This window comes from Halogeometricum borinquense DSM 11551 (genome assembly GCF_000172995.2).
GTDB lineage: Archaea > Halobacteriota > Halobacteria > Halobacteriales > Haloferacaceae > Halogeometricum > Halogeometricum borinquense.
This window is the reverse complement of sequence record NC_014729.1, coordinates 1,738,665-1,756,208: the sequence shown is the minus strand read 5'-3', so window position 1 is coordinate 1,756,208 and position 17,544 is coordinate 1,738,665. Positions and strand designations below refer to the sequence as shown.

Genomic DNA, 17,544 nt, shown 5'->3' with positions numbered 1-17,544 from the left:
GCGGCGTTTACACGAGTCGATTTCGACGTTCAGAAATCGAATGCGTCGAGAACGGCATCGTGCGCTTGGCCGTTCGAGGCGACGAGTCCGTCGCTGTCGTGCCGCCACGGATTTCCGTCTAAGTCGGTGACGGTACCGCCTGCGGTCCGGATCATGTGGACGCCGGCGACGGTGTCCCACGGGTGCGACCGACCGATACCGAGTGCCACGTCTATCGATCCGGCGGCGACCATCGCCAACGTGAGTTGTGCTGATCCGATGCGTCGCAGGTCGCCGAGGTCCGCAAAGCAGGTTTCGATGACGGAGAGATACTGGTCGCGGTTGTCGTCTCCGACGCGGAGCGTCGGCGCGACGACGAATCGTTCGGGGTCAGATTCGTCGCTCACCGTTGTCGGATCGCCGTTCTTCCGGAACTCCGTGTCGTCCGCAACGTACGTGTCACCGACGGCGGGCCGAGTCACCGCAGCGGCGACCGGTGAGGCGTCCCGAACCGCGGCGACGGCCTGACACCACACGGTAAAGCCGTGGAGATAGTTCGACGTGCCGTCGATAGGATCGACGACCCACGAATCGCCCGTTTCCGGAATCTCCTTCGGCGTGTTGCCCTCCTCGCCGACGACCACGTCATCGGGGTAGTGGTCGGCGATCGTAGTGAGAATCTCGTCCTGTGCGGCCCCGTCAGCCTCGCTTACGACATCGGTCTTCGAGGACTTCTCCTCGGTTTCGATGTCGCGTTCGAACATCGCCATCGCTACGTCCGCACCTGCTGCCGCCGCCGCCTCGGCAACCCGCACTCTGTCAGTCATCGTTCGGGTGTCCGAGAGGACGGGAGAAATAGTCACCGGGGACGACAAACCTCGCGGTTCGGAAGCGGTTATGGCCGCTCGAAGAGTTAGAAGCCGATCATCGACTCGATACCGCCTTCGATGATCTGAGAGAGAATGTCGGCCATCGCCGTGTCAGCCGACCAGATCGCCGTCTCGTCGCTGCCCGGCACGTTGGGAACGACCGAGAGGAGGACGACGCGGCGGTCCACGAGGAGGACGCGGCCGGTGAAGTCAACCGGTGGCTCCTCGTCCGGGCCGGACGCCGATACGTCTGGAACAGTCTCGAACCGGTCGCGCACGTCCGCGGATTCGCTGACCACGCGGACATCGACGTTGTTGGCCGCCCGTTCTCGAAGGGCTTTGACGAGGTCGTCGGTGATGAACAAGAGCGATGGGGCGGCGAACAGCACCCGCTCCTGTGATTGTTCGACCAGTTCGATGACGCGGTTGTTCACGGGTTCGTGACCGCGGATCGTCCACACGTCGTCACGGGTTTCACCCGCCGTGCGCTCTGCTCGGGCGGCTTCGAGGTAGTTGAAGGCGCGGTTCGCCTCGTTCTGGAGGTTCTCCGCGAGACAGCGGTGGGCGGCGTCTAAGCTCACCGAGCGATACCGCTTCGGCGTCGATTGCTGGAGTTCGACTAAGCCCAAGCTCTCCAGTTCCTCGGCCGCACCATACACCTGCGACCGCGGGACGCCCGCGACATCGTGAATCTCTTTGGCCGTCCCGACGCCGAGGCGCTGGAGCGCGACGAACACCCGCGCAGCGTAGTTCGAGAGTCCGAGGTGTTCGAGCGCCTCTATGGCCTCGTGTTCGCTCGGTTGTGCGTTGCCGTTCCCTTCGTCTGCATCTGTCATCGCGTCTCACCTCCATCGGAGGTAGCGCTTGATGAGGATTGCGAATCGTCGTCTCCAGCACCGGTAACCGCGCTTCCGTCGGTCGATATTCGGGACGACTCGATACACTCGCCACCGTCCGTTGCGAGGGGATCGGAGTCGCTGTCCGACTCCACGTCGTCTGTCTCCGATCCGGGTTCGACCATCGGAACGTCGGGGCTCTCGTTGGCGAAGCGGTCCCAGACGACGAGCGCCGACGGCAGGACGACGAGCGACGCCACGAACGAGTAGACGATAGAGAGCGCCGTGAGGACGCCGAACTGTCCCAGCACCGACAGCACTGATAGCACGAGGACGCCGATACCGAACGCCGTCGTGAACATGCTGCCCATGAGCGCGCCGCCGGTCCCGACGACAGTCCGTTCGAGTGCCGTCTGCAGGTCCGCCTCCTTCCGCTCGTCGAGGAAGCGGTGGACAACGTGGACCGAGTAGTCGATACCCAACCCGATGGTAAGCGAGAGGATGGTTGCGGTAAAGGCGTTGAACGAGATGCCTAACAGGCGCATCGTCCCGGCCACGCCCGCCACCGCCACCACGATGGGGACGAGGTTGGCGAGAGCGATAGACGGCAAGCCATCGAGCAACCAGTAGATGAATACGAGGAACACCACCGTCCCGCCGAGTGCGAGAATCAGACTCGTCACGGCGGAACTGAAGATGAGATCCGACACCTCTTGGAAGACGACGGTGTTACCTGTGGCGGTGGCATCGTACCGGGACCGGAAGCGGTCGGCCACGATGCGGGCGTCCTCGGTGGCTTCCTTGTCCGAAGCGTCCCCCGAAACGGTGTAGACGACACGCGTGCTTCGATGGTCTTCGGCGAGATACCGGTCGGCCTGTGAGGAGACCGGCGAGGTCTCCAGATAGTCGTATATCTCTCCGAGGTTGTCGTCGGGAACGCCGTTGTCGTCCACGTCGTTCCGTTCGACGAGGCGACGGAACTCGGGGTCCCGTGCCGCATAGTCTTTGATGACGGTGACGATGCTCGTCGATTCCGCCCGACGGTTCTCGGAGACGAACGACTCCGGCGGGTCTGCTCCCGCGCGATAGATCTGTTCGAGCGCGACCTCGTTCTCCATCCGTCCCTCGACGTAGATGGTGACCGATCCCCCCTGTGTACTCGTGAACTTATCTTCGAGGAAGTTCAGCGTGCCGACGACGGAGTAGTCGCTGGGGGCAAACGGTTCCGGGAGCGACGTGAGAAGCGGCGACACGTCCTCCGGTGGAAGGAAGTCCTCCTGCGAGAACGACGTGTCAACGCCCGTCGCGTACCCGGCCGCGCCGACGCTGATGAGGAGCGTCAGGACGAGGAAAATCACGGGAATCTTGTTGGAGATAGTGACGCCGACGCTGAGGGCGTCACCGAGCGCCGACCCTTCTTCACCGAGTGGTTTCTGACTGAACGTCGGAATCGGCCACGACTCCTTCCGGCGGTCCATCCACACCTTCGCGGCAGGGAGGAAAACGCCGAAGATGAGGAAGGTGAACGTGATACCGACACCGGCGACGACACCGAAGTCACGAATCGGCGGGAGGTCGGAGGCGAGGTTCGAGAGGAACCCGATAACCGTCGTTCCCGTGACGATGAAGAACGCGACCAAGAGTTGGTCTGTCGCCACGCGCATCGCGCCTTCGATCCCGAGTCCGGTCTCTCTGTCCTCGCGGTAGCGGTTGATCGCGTGTATCCCGAAGTCGATCCCGACCGCCAGCAACAGCGGCGGGACGGCGATCATAATCTGGTTGAACGGGATACCAGCCAATCCGAGGAAGCCGAACGTCCAGATGACCGCCATCGCCAAGGCGAACGTCCCTAACAGTAGGTCCAGCAGGTCGCGGTAGGCGATCACGAGGAACAGGATGATAAGGATGACTGCGGCGGGCGTCACGATGAGCAACGAGTCGGAGATGACCGCCCCGAACTCATCGGCGATGATACCGGTCCCGAACACCGTGATGTCGCCATCGGTTGTGGCGACGATGCGCTGAATCTGCTGTTGGATGGGCGTCAGCGGACTCGACCCGGACTGCCCCGCAGACGAAGAGACCTCACTCGTCAGCGAGTGCTTGACGACGCCGATAGTGGACGACGCCGAGGCACTCTTTTTGTTGAAATCGTTGCTCAGTGTACCGGTGAACGCGGGATTGTCCGCATTCTGTCGCACGGCCGCCCGAACGTCCGCTTGGGTCGCCTGTTCGAGCGTCGTTATCTGCCGGTCCAGCGTCGTCGCCTGCGGGTCGATTGTCTGTGCGACAACGGCCGCGGCGGACGACGTTTGGCTGACGCGTAACGTTGGCTTCTCCTCGATTCGCTCCTGCGTGCGGAGCATCTGCAAGAGCGACTGCTTCGAGAGGACGTTCGGGTCCCGCTGGATGAGTTGCGTACTCCCCGTATCCTCGCCGAACACCGGAAGGAACTCGTCGTTTACCTGATCGAGGGCGTCCTGCGCAGGGATGTCTTCGGCGAACTGCTGTGTCCCCGACTCGGTAGAGACGTTACCGAGACCGACGGCGAAGACGGCCGTGACGAGGAGGAACGCCAGTATGACCTTCCCCGGGCGTTCGACGATGTGGTCGTCAACCCAATCGACGATACGTTGGTAATCGTAGTTCATCCGTTAGTCCTGCCGACGGTAATAGACGAAGCCGATTGCGCCGAGAGCGACGATAACGAGAGCGATGAGGCCGAGCGGTAATCCGCCACCGTCGGACTCGGTCACATCGACGGGAACCTGGTACGCGTCGGAGATGGTGGTTTCACCCTGACTGTCTTCGTACTGGAAGTCCATCTTGACGGGATACGTCTTCGCTAGCGCATCGCCAGAGGCGCTGAGTTTGAAGACAATCGTCTCCGACTCGCCGGGTTCCAGTTCCTCGATGAACGCTTCGGAGTTCGACGACGAAAGCGGTGACTCGGGGAAGATCTTCGCCGAGATATCGGTCAGCGTTTCCTCTCGCGTGTTCGTGACGTTGACGCGGAATTCGCCGCTTTCGCCCGCCGCGTACGCGTTGCTCACGGGCGTCACCTCGAACTCGTCGGACTTCGCTCCGATGTCTGTCCGGACCTCAATCGGATTGGTCGTTCGCTGTTGATTGTCCTCGTCGCGGTAGTTCACTTGGAAGTTGAACTGTCGGGGACCGCCACTGGAAGACGAGGAGACTTCGACGTCGAAGCTGAACTCCCGTGCTTCTCCAGGGTCGAGACGACCGATTGCGTACTCCGTCTCGACGGGCGTAATCGTCTGTCCCGCAGGGTTGAACCGCAACACGGCGTTCGTCACCGGGTCGTCGTCGGTGTTGACGAGCGTCCCGCTGAGGGTTCCTTCCTCACCGACGCGGAGCGTACTCTCTAAGTTACGAATATCGAATCCGGCGTCGCTCTCGCCGACCGTGACGGGGAGGTCAACCGTGTCACTCTGCACTGGATCACCGTCGCCGTTGCGGTAGTTGACCTGTACGCCGTACTGCCGTGGACCGGGGTTGGCCTTGCTGTCAACGCTGACTGTAAACGAGAACGACGTGGACTCGTTCGGTTCCAAAGACCCGATTGCGTACTCAGTCTCGACGGCTTGTGCGGTCGGACTGTTCGACTGGAACGCGACGACAGCGCTGTGCGCCGTCAGCGGTCCGGTGTTCGTGATCGTGCCTTTGATCTTGCCGCTGTCAGCGACGCGGACCGAACTCTGTACGTCGGAAACGTCGAAGGTCATCTCGGGGAGTGCCCGCATTCCGACGGTGAGTGACGGACTCGTCTTCGAGTTGCCCGAGGCGTCCTTGTACGCGACGGTTCCTTCGAGCGAGTAGTTGCCGGGCTGTGCCGATTCACCGAGTCGCGCGTCGTACTCGAACGTTTTCGTGGCCCCCTTCTCCCAGTTCGAGACGAAACGCGTCGCCTTCGCGCCGCCACCGAGCGCGATATCGTTGTTGTTCGAGGCGAGCGTGAACGTCGCGTCGGACGCGGCCTCCTGACCGGTATTGCGCATGGTGACAGTGAGCGTCCCGCGACCGTCCACAGTAGCCGTCGAGTTCGTGTCGGTAACAGTGAACCGTGGACCGCTCTGGACCCTGACGGAAACGCCCATAGAGCGCGTAATCTGCTTTGAGTCACCGGTTCCGGACTCGTACTCGTAGGTAACCGTGAGCGGAATCCTGTACGTTCCGCTGTTGATGTCGGACGGAACCTGCATCCGAAGCGTCTTCATCACTGGTTTGCCGTCAGCGAGTTTCGAGACGTACAATCGCTCCGTTAGAACGTTTATCGGAGCGTTATCACTGACGCGAACACGAACGTTCGTCGCGGTGATCGCGTTGTTTTCGGGACCGTTCGGGTCGTTCACCAGCTGGAAGTTGACCGTATTTTCCACACCCGGTGAGACCGTTGGCTGCGGAACGATGGTCTGGATATCCGGGTTGGACGTGGCCGCTGCCACAGGAACTGTACTTGCGACGACCGCGATGACCAAAAACAGCGTGAGCGATTTCCGTATCATGTGATGTGACTGCCCGCAATCGTGGGCACCGGTGCGGGCTCCCCGGCTGTGTCCTCATGTAAACAGAGTTGTGCTTGCTATATAAGGTGTTGTAAATTTCGACAAACAGACTCCTCGTTTGAGTTGTAGTAGAATTCTACAACAGCATCTGCGGCGGGGGACTCAAATATACAACGGAGGGAGGGGGAACTCGATCTACGACGGAGCGACGTACCGCGCGGAGAGATGAGACAGTGCCTCGTCTACCACACCAGGATCATACGTCCAGAATCCGCAGAATACGCCGGGGTCGCGCTCCTCAGCGATGAGAGCACATTTCGACTCGTCGTCGCCATTTCCGTCGTAGACGACGAACCACGTCTTTGCTATCTCGTCAGCTTCGACGAGGTGAACGTTCACGCCCTCCAGCGGAGGAGCGTCTTTGTCCGGAACGGCGTAGGCGTGGATGTCGAGGCTCTTGCGAGCCAAGTCGCGGTACACTTGTTCCTGCGTACTGAGCGTTGAAGCGTGCTGGAACCCCGCATGAAGCGACCCGCGACCGAACCGCCACGCGCGGTCCTCTATCTCCCGTGAGGTCGCCGCCATCTGTGACCCGTCGTAGGAGGTGAACGTAGTCCTGTCGATTCGGGATAACACGTCCGCGAAGTACGCCTCGAACTCCTGGTGAGAGACCGGCGCCGACAGGTCCGAACAGTCGGTGTGTATCGTCAACCCATCGCCGTCGGTGAGTTCTGCGTGCCCTGCGAACGCACCGCCGTCGGTCCGTCGCTCGACCGTCAACGGATACGGTGCCGTATGCTCCCGTAACTGTTCGACTAACTGGTCGGACACAGGGTCGTAGATGATGAGTGTCCGCCGCCGCCCCCGGACCGCACTGATGATGTCCCCCAAACTCATCGGCTGGCTTTGACTACGTATTGAATCGATAAATGGTTTTGTGCGATTCCAAAATAAAATTTAGATCGGAGGGAGGAGGCTTCGTGCTGGCCGTGCAGCGAGCGCTACCGTAGCGCTGCGAGTGCGTCAACGACGATGGACGCTTCGACGTAGTCGCGTTCTGCGATCATCGGGTCCTCGCCGTAGTTGGCTATCGTCTCGCGCGCGTCCGCGAGCAGGCGAGACTCCAGTTCGGTCTGGTCAGGTGCCGCGCGCGTCTGGTTCAGCAGTGCCTCGAAGTCCTCGCGGAGACTGAACGACGCTCGGGCGACGTTGCACCGCGAGAGCGGATTCATATCCATCTCGACGACGAGGTCACGGACGAGTTCCCAGTCGCTCTCGCAGAAGTGGATCGACACTTCGCCGACGATGTCGCGCCACGCGATTGGACCGGAGTGTTTCATGAGTCGGACCGCTCGGGGAGGGAGATCCACTCGGGCCACTGTCTCGGGACTGTCACAGAGACAGCACGGCTTCTCCGTCTTGCCCGTGTACATAGCCGTGTTATGGACGCGTCGAACTTGGGCATTCGCCTCCCAGCGAACGTCTCAGTCCTTGAGTCGGCGTCGGCACGCGTCGATGAACGCGGGAACGTTCACATCGGCGTCGGGTTCGAGTGCGACGAGTATTTCGGCGTCGTCATCGACTGAGAACCGGACCAAAAGCGAGTGTTCGAGGCCGCGGACAGCAAACTGGTTTTCGCCGGTCGGAACGTCCATCAGTTTGTCGTCTATCGTCGTTTCACCTGCTCTGAGTGCGGCGATGAGTCTGGCGATCGATTGTTCGTCGTAGCGTTTCTGTACGTCTTCGGAGGCGACGAACACGTCCGAATCGTCGCCGTTGCGGGCGACGACAAGCCGTAGTTCCTCGCCGTGTTCGTCGCAGAGATGGTCGATGAGCGAGTCGTGCGGGAATGAACGTTCCTCGACGAAGGAAACAGACACCGATGCCGCGTCTCCGCGGAGCCGAGTGAGCGCTTGTTTTCCCTCACGCGTCAGACCGTACAGTCGCCCTTTCTGCTGTGATTCGGGGACGAGAAGTTCGACGACGTTCCGGTCGCGAAGTTCCGAAAGCGCCCGAGAGACGTGTGGTTGTGCAAAGCCGAGCTTCGACGCGATGCGGGACGGGAGTTCGGGTCCCTCACGGTCGAGATACTTACAAACAGATACTCTGTACCGCGAGCTTGCGATGTAACCCGCGGTGTCCCAAAGATCATTCATCGTTGGAGGGTCTACTTGATGTTAGTAGACAGGGACCATATGTATATCCTTTGTGACACTTGTGCGTGATTCAGGAATCCTACCATGTTCGGTGCGGTCCCAGTTTGCTCGCACGCACAGAGAACAATACGAACGTCTATCTGTGACTCTCATCGCGTGACGACTTGCCGATGCGACGATAGCACTTTGCCGTCAGTCACCCATATCGGGACGATGAGTCAACAGACGATACGCCACCGGGCGACGAATAGACAGATTTCCCGAGAGGTGTGGTAACGTGGATGGACCGCCGGACGCGTTCGGATCGCCGTACCGACTCCTTTCGGGGGCCGTCGTTCCACGACCGATCGCGTGGGTGAGTACCCGCGCGCCCGACGGGACGCACAATCTCGCACCGTACAGTTTCTCGAACGTAGCGACGACCGACCCGCCGACGCTGTTGTTCTCGTCGGGTGGAACTGGCGACGACAGGAAAGACAGTGCTCGAAACGCCATCGAGACGGGTGCGTTCGTCTACAACGTCGTTACCGAAGACGTGGCCGAAGCGATGAACGAGACGAGCGCGACGCTCGAACCCGACGGAGACGAGTTCGAACACGCGGGCGTGACACCCGCAGACTCCGTGGTTGTCGATGCGCCTCGCGTCGCGGAGGCGACGGTGTCGTTTGAGTGCCGCCTCGCAGACACGCTGGAAGTCGGCGCTTCGACCGTCGTTCTCGGTGAAGTCGTCCACGCGCACGTAGACGAATCAGTTCTCACCGACGGAAAGATGGACACGCGGAAACTCGATGCCGTCGGCCGACTGGCCGGAAACGAGTACGCGCGGCTGACCGACCGGTTCTCGATGGAACGGCCACCCTAGAAGCCGTCGTTCTGGTGTTTCCATCGGTTGCGGCGTCGTTGTTCTGTTGCCGGCTGCGGCGTCGTTGTTCTGTTGCCGGATGCGGCGTCGTTTTCCTGTTTTTGCGGTAGCTCACCGCGCTACGAGTCGGTCGATCTTCGAGAGAGCGCGTTTGCAGACGGGTGCGTACCCCGAGGCGAGCAGCGGTATCTCGAACCCGACGCGACACCGGCAGTCTCCGAGTGCTTCGACGCGGTGGCCGGTGGCCGGAACGCGCGCGACGGTCCACGTCCACCGCCGCGCGTCGGCGTCGAACGTTGTCACCTCGAACGGCACCCAGAGACCGAGCCCCGCGATTTGAACCTCGCCCGTTACGCCTGCGGAAATTCTGTCGGGGCCGCGGACAGCGGTTACTGACGGACCCCACTCGGGCCACGTGCGCGTCTCTACCAGTACGTCCCACGCGTCGTCGGCGGGCGCGTCCAGTTCCCGCGTGACGACGAGACGCCTTCCGTCCGATGTTCGTTCGACCGCCGCCCCCGTTCGTGTCATGTGTGGTAATGAGTCAGCCGCCAAATCCTAATATACATTAGTATGGTACAAATTGTTATAACCATTTTCAGGAAAACGTTAAGAGGGCTCCCCTGTCAGAGAGTGACACGATGAAGCAAGAACGACACACGATGAAAGAAGTCAGTCACACCCCGCCGGCAGGGGAATCAGTCACCAACGTCTGGGACCGCGGACGCGAAACCGAATCCACCGAAAAATAAGTACGACCGTCGCAGGCAGTGTCTCTCTTCTGACGCACCGATTCGCCTCCTTGGAGCGACGCCTCAGCTACCATCGGGACGTTTAACCTCACGTCTCTCGCGGATAGGATTATGAAGGCCACCGCGAAGGCACACCCGATTCAGGGATTGGTGAAGTATCACGGAATGCGCGACGAGGAGTTGCGGCTTCCGTACCACGATAGTATCAGCGTCTGTACCGCGCCGAGTCACACGAAGACTACCGTCGAGTTCCAGCCGGACGCGTCCGAGGACACGTACGTTATCGGCGGTGAGGAAGTGACGGGACGCGGCGCGGAACGAATCGATGCTGTCGTCGAACACGTCCGTTCGCTCGCGGACATCGACCACGCAGTGCGTCTCGAATCGGAGAACTCCTTCCCCTCGAACATCGGGTTCGGGTCCTCTTCTTCCGGGTTCGCCGCCGCCGCGATGGCGCTCGCCGAAGCGGCTGAGTTGGGAATGTCTCGCCCGGAGATTTCGACAATCGCCCGACGCGGGTCTTCTTCGGCCGCGCGCGCTGTCACCGGCGCGTTCTCGCATCTCTATTCCGGTATGAACGACGAAGACTGCCGCTCGGAACGAATCGAGACGGAACTCGAAGACGAACTGCGGACCGTCGCCGCGCACGTTCCTGCCTACAAGGAAACCGAACAGGCGCACAAGGAGGCCGCCGATAGCCACATGTTCCAAGCCCGGATGGCGCACGTCCACCACCAGTTAGACGAGATGCGCGACGCTCTCCACGCGGCCGACTTCGACCGCGCCTTCGAACTCGCAGAACACGACTCGCTGTCGTTGACGGCCACGACGATGACCGGTCCCGCCGGGTGGGTCTACTGGCAACCGAAGACCATCGCTGTGTTTAACGCCGTCCGCGAACTGCGAGACGAAGAAGAGATACCCGTTTATTTCTCCACCGACACGGGTGCAAGCGTCTACGTCAACACGACCGAAGCGCACGTTGACCGAGTAGAGGAAGCCATCTCCGCGTGCGACGTTGACACCGATGTGTGGGGCGTCGGCGGTCCCGCTGAGATTCTCGACGAGTCCGAAGCGCTGTTCTAACCGACTACTCGTCGCTTTCGTTACCGTCTCTCTCGAACTCGCTTGCCGTCATCTCCCACTGACGACCCCCACGTTCTTTGACACTCGCACCAACCGTTCCGCATATGCGCGTGCTGGTACTCGGTGCGGGGTACGCCGGAGTGACGGTCGCCCGCCGACTCGAATCGTGTCTCCCGTCCGATGCGGAACTCATCGTTGTGGACGAATCCGACAGTCATCTCGTCCAACACGAAGTCCACCGCGTGATCCGCCGTCCGGGCCTCGCAGAGACGATTCGGGTCCCACTTACGGAGTTGTTCGACCGTGCGGCGGTTCGCGTCGCCCGCGTCGAGGGACTCGACCGAGAAGCGCGAACCGTCCATCTCGACGGCGGGGAGACGTTGGACTACGACTACGCCGCGGTCTGTCTCGGGGCCGGGACGGCCTACTACGGACTCCCGGGTGTCGAAGCACACTCCTTGCCTCTCAAGCGTGTCGCGGACGCGACGGCCATCCGCGAATCGTTCCTCTCGGCGACGGACGAAGGCGACACAGTCACCGCCGTCGTCGGTGGAGCGGGACTCTCGGGCGTCCAGACTGCGGGCGAACTGGCCGCCCTCGCCGACGAGGAAGATGTCGATGCCAACATTACCGTTATCGAGCAGTTAGACGATGTCGCGCCGAACTTCCCGGCGAACTTCCGCGCGGCGGTCCGCGACGAACTCGAAGCGCGCGGCATCGACATTCGGACCAGCACAGCGGTCGAGCGCGCCACCAGCGAGACAGTTGAGACGGAGACAGAGACATTCACTTCTGACACGTTCGTCTGGGCTGGCGGCATCGCCGGACAGACGGCGATGAACGGCGACCGACCGGTCGTACGGAGCGACCTTCGACTCGACGACTATACGTTCGTGGTCGGCGACGCCGCCCGCATCGTAGACGCCGACGGGGAACCAGTCCCTGCCTCCGCCTCCGCGGCACTCAGAGAGGCCCGGACGGTAGCGACGAATCTCGCCAAACTCGTCCGCCACGACGTGCACGCCACAAACGAGTTCGCCCCGCGGATGGACCCGTACCGCTTCGACGTTCCGGGTTGGATCGTGAGCGTCGGCGACGGGGCAGTCGCCCAACTCGGGCCGACGGTTCTCACCGGAAGCGCCGCGAAGGCGATGAAGGCAACCGTCGGTGCGGGACACCTCGGGTCGGTCGGAGCCGTGCAGAACGCCGTCGAGTTAGTCGAATCGGAATTAGGAGCGTAGTACCGACGAATCGAAGTGAGAAGAGTAGCACCGACAGACGAGAAACAGCGTATCGGCGTCGCGTTGGTCACGCAGGCGTCGTTTCAGCGTTGCCTGCCGGGTTCGATGTGGAACGGAGCGGTATTTACTCCTGACTTGCGTGAGCGGCCGAAACAACCGCTCGAACGCGCGATTCATCGACCGGTGCCGTCGTCTCACCACCCTCTTTCAACGCCGTTCCGACGATGACGCCGTCGGCGTATTCGAGTGTCTCGGCGACCGTCTCAGCGGTGACGCCGCTTCCGACGAGCGCAGGCGCGCCAGCTTCATCTGCCGCATGCGCGACGGTTTCGAGGTCCGAATCGTCGGTCGGTGCGCCGGTTCCAGAGCCGGAGACGACGACGCCATCAGCGAGTCCGCGACCAACAACTTCCTCAACGGCAACGTCGAGCGGCGTCTCGGGACCGAGCGGTTCGGAGTGTTTCACACCCACGTCAGCGAAGACGGCCACATCGGCATCGAGTTGGTCGCGCAGACGCATCGTCTCGTGCGCGCGACCTTCGACGACGCCTTGATCCGTAACGCGTGACCCTGCGTGGACGTTCACGCGGACGAACGAGGCACCGGTCGCCGCCGCGATAGAGAGGGCGGCCTCGGCATCGTTTCGGAGGACGTTGACGCCGACGGGAACGTCAACCTCGCGGGCGACCGCATCGATGACGGCAGTCATAGACGCGACGGTGTGCTTCGGCACGTCGTCGGGATAGAATGGGGCGTCGCCGAAGTTTTCGATCATCACGGCATCGACGCCGCCCGCGTCGAGTTTGGCGGCGTCTTCGAGTGCCGACTCGCGCACGGCATCGAGTCCGGCCTCGGCGTCGTAGTTCGGCGCACCGGGGAGTGTGTGGAGGTGGACCATTCCGACGACGGCGTCGTCGGGGAGCGTGAACGTCGCTTCAGACATACTCGTACGTCGTTGAGTCGAGCTAAAAGCGCACGGACTTGGCGGCGGGCCGAAGCGGACGGCCGTCCGAACCAGCCGCGTCGCCGTCTTCAGTCGCAGTGAAACCGGCTACTCGTCGGTCTCCGTCACGTCGTCCGCTGGGTGAGCGTCCGCCGGAGAATCGTCTGCCGAAGGACCGTCCACTGAAGGATCGTCCTCCGGGGGACCGTCCGCCGGAGAATCGTCTGCCGAAGGATCGTCCGCAACAGCCACGACCTCACGGCCGCCGTCGGCGAGTACTCTCGGACGAGCAAGGTCACGGGACATCCGGTCTTCGAACCATTGCCACTCGCGGGAGAACTGGCCGGTCGATTTGAGATCCCACGGGTCGGGGTCACGAACGACCGGGCCGGCTCGGAACGAGTTCACCATGTTGAACAGCCAGATGCCGACGCTGATAGCGAGGATGAACGCGCCGACGGTCGCTATCTGTTGGAGAGACGTGAACTGGACGGGGTACTGCGCCGACCGGCGCGGCAGGCCCATCAGTCCGAGGATGAAAAGCGGGAAGAACGTCACAATCACACCGCCGATGCTGAGGACAGCGTGAATCGTGGCGAGTCGCTTGTTGTACATCCGACCGGTAAACAGCGGATACCAGTAGTACGACGCCGCGAACATCGAGAATGCGATGATTCCGACGACGATGAAGTGGAAGTGCGCGACGACGTAGTACGTGCCGTGGAGAACGAGGTCCACGGGAATGGACGCGAGGAAGATGCCGGTGACACCACCGACGATGAACAGGGCGATGCCGCCGAGGAGGAACTGCATCGGCGCTTCGAGCCGCACGTTCCCGTTCCACAGCGTCGCCATCCAGTTGAACGTCTTGACGGCGCTGGGAACGGCAATAGCGAGAGTGATCACCATGAACGATGCGCGGAGACGCGGGTCCATCCCTGTCGCAAACATGTGGTGCGCCCAGACGCCGAACGACAGCACACCGATGGCGAGCGTCGAGTAGACGATGAACTTGAAGCCGAACAGGCGGCGTCCGGCGAACTTCGGGAGAATCTGGCTCGTTAACCCGAACGCCGGAAGGACGAGGATATACACCTCAGGGTGGCCGAAGAACCAGAACAGATGTTGCCAGAGAATTGGACCACCGGCTTCGAGCGCGAAGAACGCCGTCCCGAAGTTCCGGTCTAAGAGCAACATCAACAGGGCGCTTCCGAGGATGGGGAACGCGAAGAGGATGATCCCGCTCGTGGTTAGAAGCGACCACGAGAGAATATCCATGTTGGACCAGCCAACCCGCTCGCCGCGTTCGGTGAAGATGGTGACGATGATATTCACTGCACCCATGACCGTGGCGAGTCCCGAGAGGTGCAAACCGAGGAGGAGTAAGTCCACCTGCGGGTTCGTCAACTGAATCGCCTGCGGGACGTACAGCGTCCACCCCGGTGTCGGCGGTTCGAGGGCGTAGAGGAACTCGATGCGCGGCCCGACGGCATCGATCATTTTCGCTAAGACTTCGGTCAGGAGACCCGCGCGGACGAGGACGAACGACGGCGGCAGGAGCCAGAAGGCGATGGCGTTGATACGCGGGAACGCCATGTCGTCGGCGTCGATAAGGAGCGGGAGAAAGTAGTTCGCCAAGCCGGTGAACACGGGCGTCACGAAGAAGAACAGCATCGTAAGCCCGTGAGTGGTAAACAGCGCGTTGTAGGTGTGTGCATCCCACACGTCAGTCGTCGGCGTGAACAACTCAGTGCGGATCATCACCGCGTCGGTCGCACCCCACAGTCCGGCGGCGAGGCCGAAGAGAAGGTAGAGGATGCCGATATCCTTGTGATCGACACTCGTCACCCATCGCATCAAGCCGTACGGCTTGCCCGTTTTGTGTTCGCGGCCGTAGAGTGACCCGATGACACCCGGGAGCGTCTCTCCGTGGGATGCGGAGTTATCCGCGCGCCGTTCGCCACCGTCGGCGCGTCGTTCACCGCCGTCGGTTCGAAGGGAGACGGCGTCTCGTAGCGATTCGGTTCGGGAGGTATCGGTCGATTCGCCGCGACGCCAGTACAACCATCCACCGAGGAAGGCACTGACGACGGCGAGGAGTGGTACAAACGGCAGAGACATGATCCATCTGCGCACGGGACGTACGCGGGAACATGTTCGGATAACTGCCCGATAAGTTCCAAGACGGTTCTCAGTTTTCTATAACCATCCGACCACCCAACGGAGACGCTACATGGGTTCGGCTTCGTCACCGAACGATTCGGTGGGCGGCGTTCGACCGGTCAGACGAGCGTACACGGCCCCGGTGACGTAGCCGTAGGCGAGGTGCGCGACGAGCGTCATGCCGCCGAACGCGAGCACGATGGCACCCGCGAGGTCGCCGCGACCGAGGAGAACGAACGGAATCCAAAGAAGGGCACCGACGCCCAGCCCCTTTATCGCAGGGTCCGTACCCGGAATCGACTCCTCGGCGGCGACGAACAGAAGCGGCCACGCGACGGTTCCCGCGAGGACGAACAGGGCGAATCCGACGGTGGTGTTGCCGGGAACGCCGACAAACCGGGCGACGACCTCGAACATTCCTATTTGCGAACGAGTCTCGACTTCGAATAGGAGGAGTAGAACGGTCAGCACGGTGGTACCCGAGAACCCACCGGCGACGGCAGCGAGTGATCGATTCATGCCCGAAACCTTCGTCGAACGGCCGAATAAGCCTGACGGCGTGCCGACGTGTCGAACTCGACCGCGGACGACGAGACCGGCAGACAACGAGGGCGGCAAACGACGAAGGCGGTGACTGTTCGGCGAATAAATAATCGAAATCTATTAAGTCCCTGATTCTGTCAATTGAATATCGTGTTCGACGTGAGTAACGAGGACATCACGCAAGGCCCGATACCGCGGACGCTGGTCCTCCTCGCACTTCCCCTCGTCGCACAGAACTTCGCCCTCGTCGCCCAACAGGTGATAGATACCTTCTGGGTCGGTCGGTTAGGGACAGATGCCGTCGCTGCTATCGGACTAGTAATTCCGATCGGTGCGCTGCTGACGATACCCATTACCGCCATCTTTGTCGGCAGTCAGGTCACCAGTTCCCAGCACGTCGGCGCAGACGAAGAGGCATTAGCCCGTCGCACCCCCGTCCACGCGGTCGTTCTGATGCTTCTCATCTCGACAGTACTCGTCGGCGTCGTCTACTTCTTCGCTGAACCCGTCCTCAAACAACTGTACCCGACGGCGAGCGTCATCGAACTTGGTGCGACGTACATGTTCGGCTGGAGTCTCTCACTCGTCATGTCCAGTCTGAGCGACGGACTGGAGAGCGGTTTCGTCGGCTTCGGTGACACTCGCTCGGCGTTTCTCGTGAATCTGACCGCTATCGGGTTGAACGTCGTCCTCGACCCGTTCTTCATCTTCGGATGGGGTCCGTTCCCCGAGTGGGGTGTGTTCGGTGCCGCCATTGCGACCGGCGTCGGCTACGCGGGCGGCGGCCTCCTCGCGGTCGCTATCGCTCTCAGCGGTCGCACCTCGTTTTCGCTCCGGAGAGACGCCTTCTGGTTCGGACGCGATATGTTCGGGCAAATCATCCGCACCGGAAGTCCCATCGCGGCGAAGAACGCCGGACGCCAGATCGCTCGTGCGGTGATGATTTCGATCGTCACGTTGGCGGGCGGAGCAGCCGGAATTGCCGCATACACCGTCGGTGCACGCCTCTCGACTGTCGCGTTCGTTCCGATACAGGGACTCTCCTCTGCGACGACGAGCGTCGTCGGGCAAAATATTGGCGCTGATGAGCCGGAGCGGGCCGCTGCGGCGACTCGCTTCGGTGTTCTCCTCGGTGCTGTCGCCTTGGGAGTCATCGGCCTCTTCCAGTGGACATCACCGACACTCCTCGCACAGACGTTTATCCCAGAAATCAGCGGCCAAACGCTCACATGGACGATCGATTATCTCCGCATCCTCGCGTACGGCTACTGGGCGTTCGCGTTCATCTACGTCATCGAAGCCGGATTCAGCGGTGCCGGACGCACCGACCTGAGCATGTACTCGACGCTCGTGCAGTACTGGGTGGTCCGCCTCCCGATTGCCGTCGTAGGCGTCTACGTCCTCAGCATGGGCGTCCATGCCGTTTTCTGGGCCGTAACGCTCTCGAACGTCGCGGCCGCCATCGGTCTCTTCGTCTTCTACCGCTTTTCGACGAGTCGCGGCCTGTTCTCCGAGTCGAGCGAGTCGGCGTCCGCTGACTGAGGCGAATGTCGCTCGATGGACCGACCACCGTGGGCGACTGATTCGA

Annotated in this window: 15 protein-coding genes; 4 read left to right on the top strand and 11 right to left on the bottom strand. The window is 61.7% G+C overall.

Going from position 1 to position 17,544, the window contains the following annotated elements; all coding sequences use genetic code 11:
* Positions 1-29 precede the first annotated feature (29 nt).
* The 7 genes from HBOR_RS08810 to HBOR_RS08780 form a co-directional block, all read right to left on the bottom strand.
* On the bottom strand, positions 30-806 hold the full coding sequence (locus HBOR_RS08810; protein WP_242492777.1) for an inositol monophosphatase family protein: 777 nt from the start codon (positions 804-806) through the stop codon (positions 30-32).
* 86 nt (positions 807-892) lie between these two features.
* Positions 893-1,684 carry a TrmB family transcriptional regulator gene (locus tag HBOR_RS08805; protein WP_006054935.1) on the bottom strand — a complete coding sequence of 264 codons (792 nt, stop codon included), beginning with the start codon at positions 1,682-1,684 and terminating at the stop codon, positions 893-895.
* Positions 1,681-4,335, bottom strand: a complete 2,655-nt coding sequence (locus HBOR_RS08800; RefSeq protein WP_006054934.1) for an efflux RND transporter permease subunit — start codon at positions 4,333-4,335, stop codon at positions 1,681-1,683. Before HBOR_RS08800 ends, HBOR_RS08805 begins: the two co-directional genes overlap by 4 nt.
* Before the next feature lie 3 nt (positions 4,336-4,338).
* Positions 4,339-6,210 (bottom strand): COG1361 S-layer family protein, encoded by a 1,872-nt coding sequence (locus HBOR_RS08795; RefSeq protein WP_006054933.1) that lies wholly within the window; start codon positions 6,208-6,210, stop codon positions 4,339-4,341.
* A gap of 195 nt (positions 6,211-6,405) precedes the next feature.
* Positions 6,406-7,107, bottom strand: a complete 702-nt coding sequence (locus tag HBOR_RS08790) for a DICT sensory domain-containing protein (RefSeq protein ID WP_006054932.1) — start codon at positions 7,105-7,107, stop codon at positions 6,406-6,408.
* A gap of 104 nt (positions 7,108-7,211) precedes the next feature.
* Positions 7,212-7,643: a hypothetical protein gene (locus tag HBOR_RS08785; RefSeq protein WP_006054931.1), complete on the bottom strand. Its 432-nt coding sequence runs from the start codon at positions 7,641-7,643 to the stop codon at positions 7,212-7,214.
* A 51-nt stretch (positions 7,644-7,694) separates the two neighbouring features.
* Entirely contained in the window at positions 7,695-8,366 is a 672-nt protein-coding gene (locus HBOR_RS08780; protein ID WP_006054930.1) for a phenylalanine--tRNA ligase subunit alpha, read from the bottom strand.
* 277 nt (positions 8,367-8,643) lie between these two features.
* Here HBOR_RS08780 and HBOR_RS08775 point away from each other — a divergent pair, with 277 nt between their 5' ends.
* Positions 8,644-9,228 (top strand): flavin reductase family protein, encoded by a 585-nt coding sequence (locus HBOR_RS08775; protein WP_006054929.1) that lies wholly within the window; start codon positions 8,644-8,646, stop codon positions 9,226-9,228.
* 111 nt (positions 9,229-9,339) lie between these two features.
* On the opposite strand, the gene HBOR_RS08770 is transcribed toward HBOR_RS08775, so the two are convergent.
* Complete coding sequence (locus tag HBOR_RS08770; protein ID WP_006054928.1) at positions 9,340-9,759, bottom strand: SRPBCC family protein; 420 nt, start codon at positions 9,757-9,759, stop codon at positions 9,340-9,342.
* Positions 9,760-10,091: 332 nt separating this feature from the next.
* Here HBOR_RS08770 and mvaD point away from each other — a divergent pair, with 332 nt between their 5' ends.
* Positions 10,092-11,066, top strand: a complete 975-nt coding sequence (mvaD, locus tag HBOR_RS08765) for a phosphomevalonate decarboxylase MvaD (protein WP_006054926.1) — start codon at positions 10,092-10,094, stop codon at positions 11,064-11,066.
* Positions 11,067-11,170: 104 nt separating this feature from the next.
* Positions 11,171-12,307 carry an NAD(P)/FAD-dependent oxidoreductase gene (locus HBOR_RS08760; RefSeq protein ID WP_006054925.1) on the top strand — a complete coding sequence of 379 codons (1,137 nt, stop codon included), beginning with the start codon at positions 11,171-11,173 and terminating at the stop codon, positions 12,305-12,307.
* Positions 12,308-12,431: 124 nt separating this feature from the next.
* Here the strand turns inward: HBOR_RS08760 and HBOR_RS08755 are convergent, their stop codons facing one another.
* The 3 genes from HBOR_RS08755 to HBOR_RS08745 all read right to left on the bottom strand — a co-directional run bounded on the left by HBOR_RS08755 (position 12,432) and on the right by HBOR_RS08745 (position 15,932).
* On the bottom strand, positions 12,432-13,250 hold the full coding sequence (locus HBOR_RS08755) for a BtpA/SgcQ family protein (RefSeq protein ID WP_006054924.1): 819 nt from the start codon (positions 13,248-13,250) through the stop codon (positions 12,432-12,434).
* A 108-nt stretch (positions 13,251-13,358) separates the two neighbouring features.
* Positions 13,359-15,371, bottom strand: coding sequence for a cbb3-type cytochrome c oxidase subunit I (locus tag HBOR_RS08750; protein WP_006054923.1), 2,013 nt, complete (start codon positions 15,369-15,371; stop codon positions 13,359-13,361).
* A gap of 108 nt (positions 15,372-15,479) precedes the next feature.
* Complete coding sequence (locus HBOR_RS08745) at positions 15,480-15,932, bottom strand: DUF6789 family protein (RefSeq protein ID WP_013440600.1); 453 nt, start codon at positions 15,930-15,932, stop codon at positions 15,480-15,482.
* A 174-nt stretch (positions 15,933-16,106) separates the two neighbouring features.
* On the opposite strand from HBOR_RS08745, the gene HBOR_RS08740 reads away from it, so the two are divergent.
* Entirely contained in the window at positions 16,107-17,498 is a 1,392-nt protein-coding gene (locus HBOR_RS08740) for an MATE family efflux transporter (RefSeq protein ID WP_006054921.1), read from the top strand.
* Positions 17,499-17,544: the final 46 nt, after the last annotated feature.

Coding starts and splice junctions, on each gene's coding strand:
- HBOR_RS08810 (WP_242492777.1), bottom strand. CDS start 806: ATGACTGACAGAGTGCGGGTTGCCGAGGCGGCGGCGGCAGCAGGTGCG.
- HBOR_RS08805 (WP_006054935.1), bottom strand. CDS start 1,684: ATGACAGATGCAGACGAAGGGAACGGCAACGCACAACCGAGCGAACAC.
- HBOR_RS08800 (WP_006054934.1), bottom strand. CDS start 4,335: ATGAACTACGATTACCAACGTATCGTCGATTGGGTTGACGACCACATC.
- HBOR_RS08795 (WP_006054933.1), bottom strand. CDS start 6,210: ATGATACGGAAATCGCTCACGCTGTTTTTGGTCATCGCGGTCGTCGCA.
- HBOR_RS08790 (WP_006054932.1), bottom strand. CDS start 7,107: ATGAGTTTGGGGGACATCATCAGTGCGGTCCGGGGGCGGCGGCGGACA.
- HBOR_RS08785 (WP_006054931.1), bottom strand. CDS start 7,643: ATGTACACGGGCAAGACGGAGAAGCCGTGCTGTCTCTGTGACAGTCCC.
- HBOR_RS08780 (WP_006054930.1), bottom strand. CDS start 8,366: ATGAATGATCTTTGGGACACCGCGGGTTACATCGCAAGCTCGCGGTAC.
- HBOR_RS08770 (WP_006054928.1), bottom strand. CDS start 9,759: ATGACACGAACGGGGGCGGCGGTCGAACGAACATCGGACGGAAGGCGT.
- mvaD (WP_006054926.1), top strand. CDS start 10,092: ATGAAGGCCACCGCGAAGGCACACCCGATTCAGGGATTGGTGAAGTAT.
- HBOR_RS08760 (WP_006054925.1), top strand. CDS start 11,171: ATGCGCGTGCTGGTACTCGGTGCGGGGTACGCCGGAGTGACGGTCGCC.
- HBOR_RS08755 (WP_006054924.1), bottom strand. CDS start 13,250: ATGTCTGAAGCGACGTTCACGCTCCCCGACGACGCCGTCGTCGGAATG.
- HBOR_RS08750 (WP_006054923.1), bottom strand. CDS start 15,371: ATGTCTCTGCCGTTTGTACCACTCCTCGCCGTCGTCAGTGCCTTCCTC.
- HBOR_RS08745 (WP_013440600.1), bottom strand. CDS start 15,932: ATGAATCGATCACTCGCTGCCGTCGCCGGTGGGTTCTCGGGTACCACC.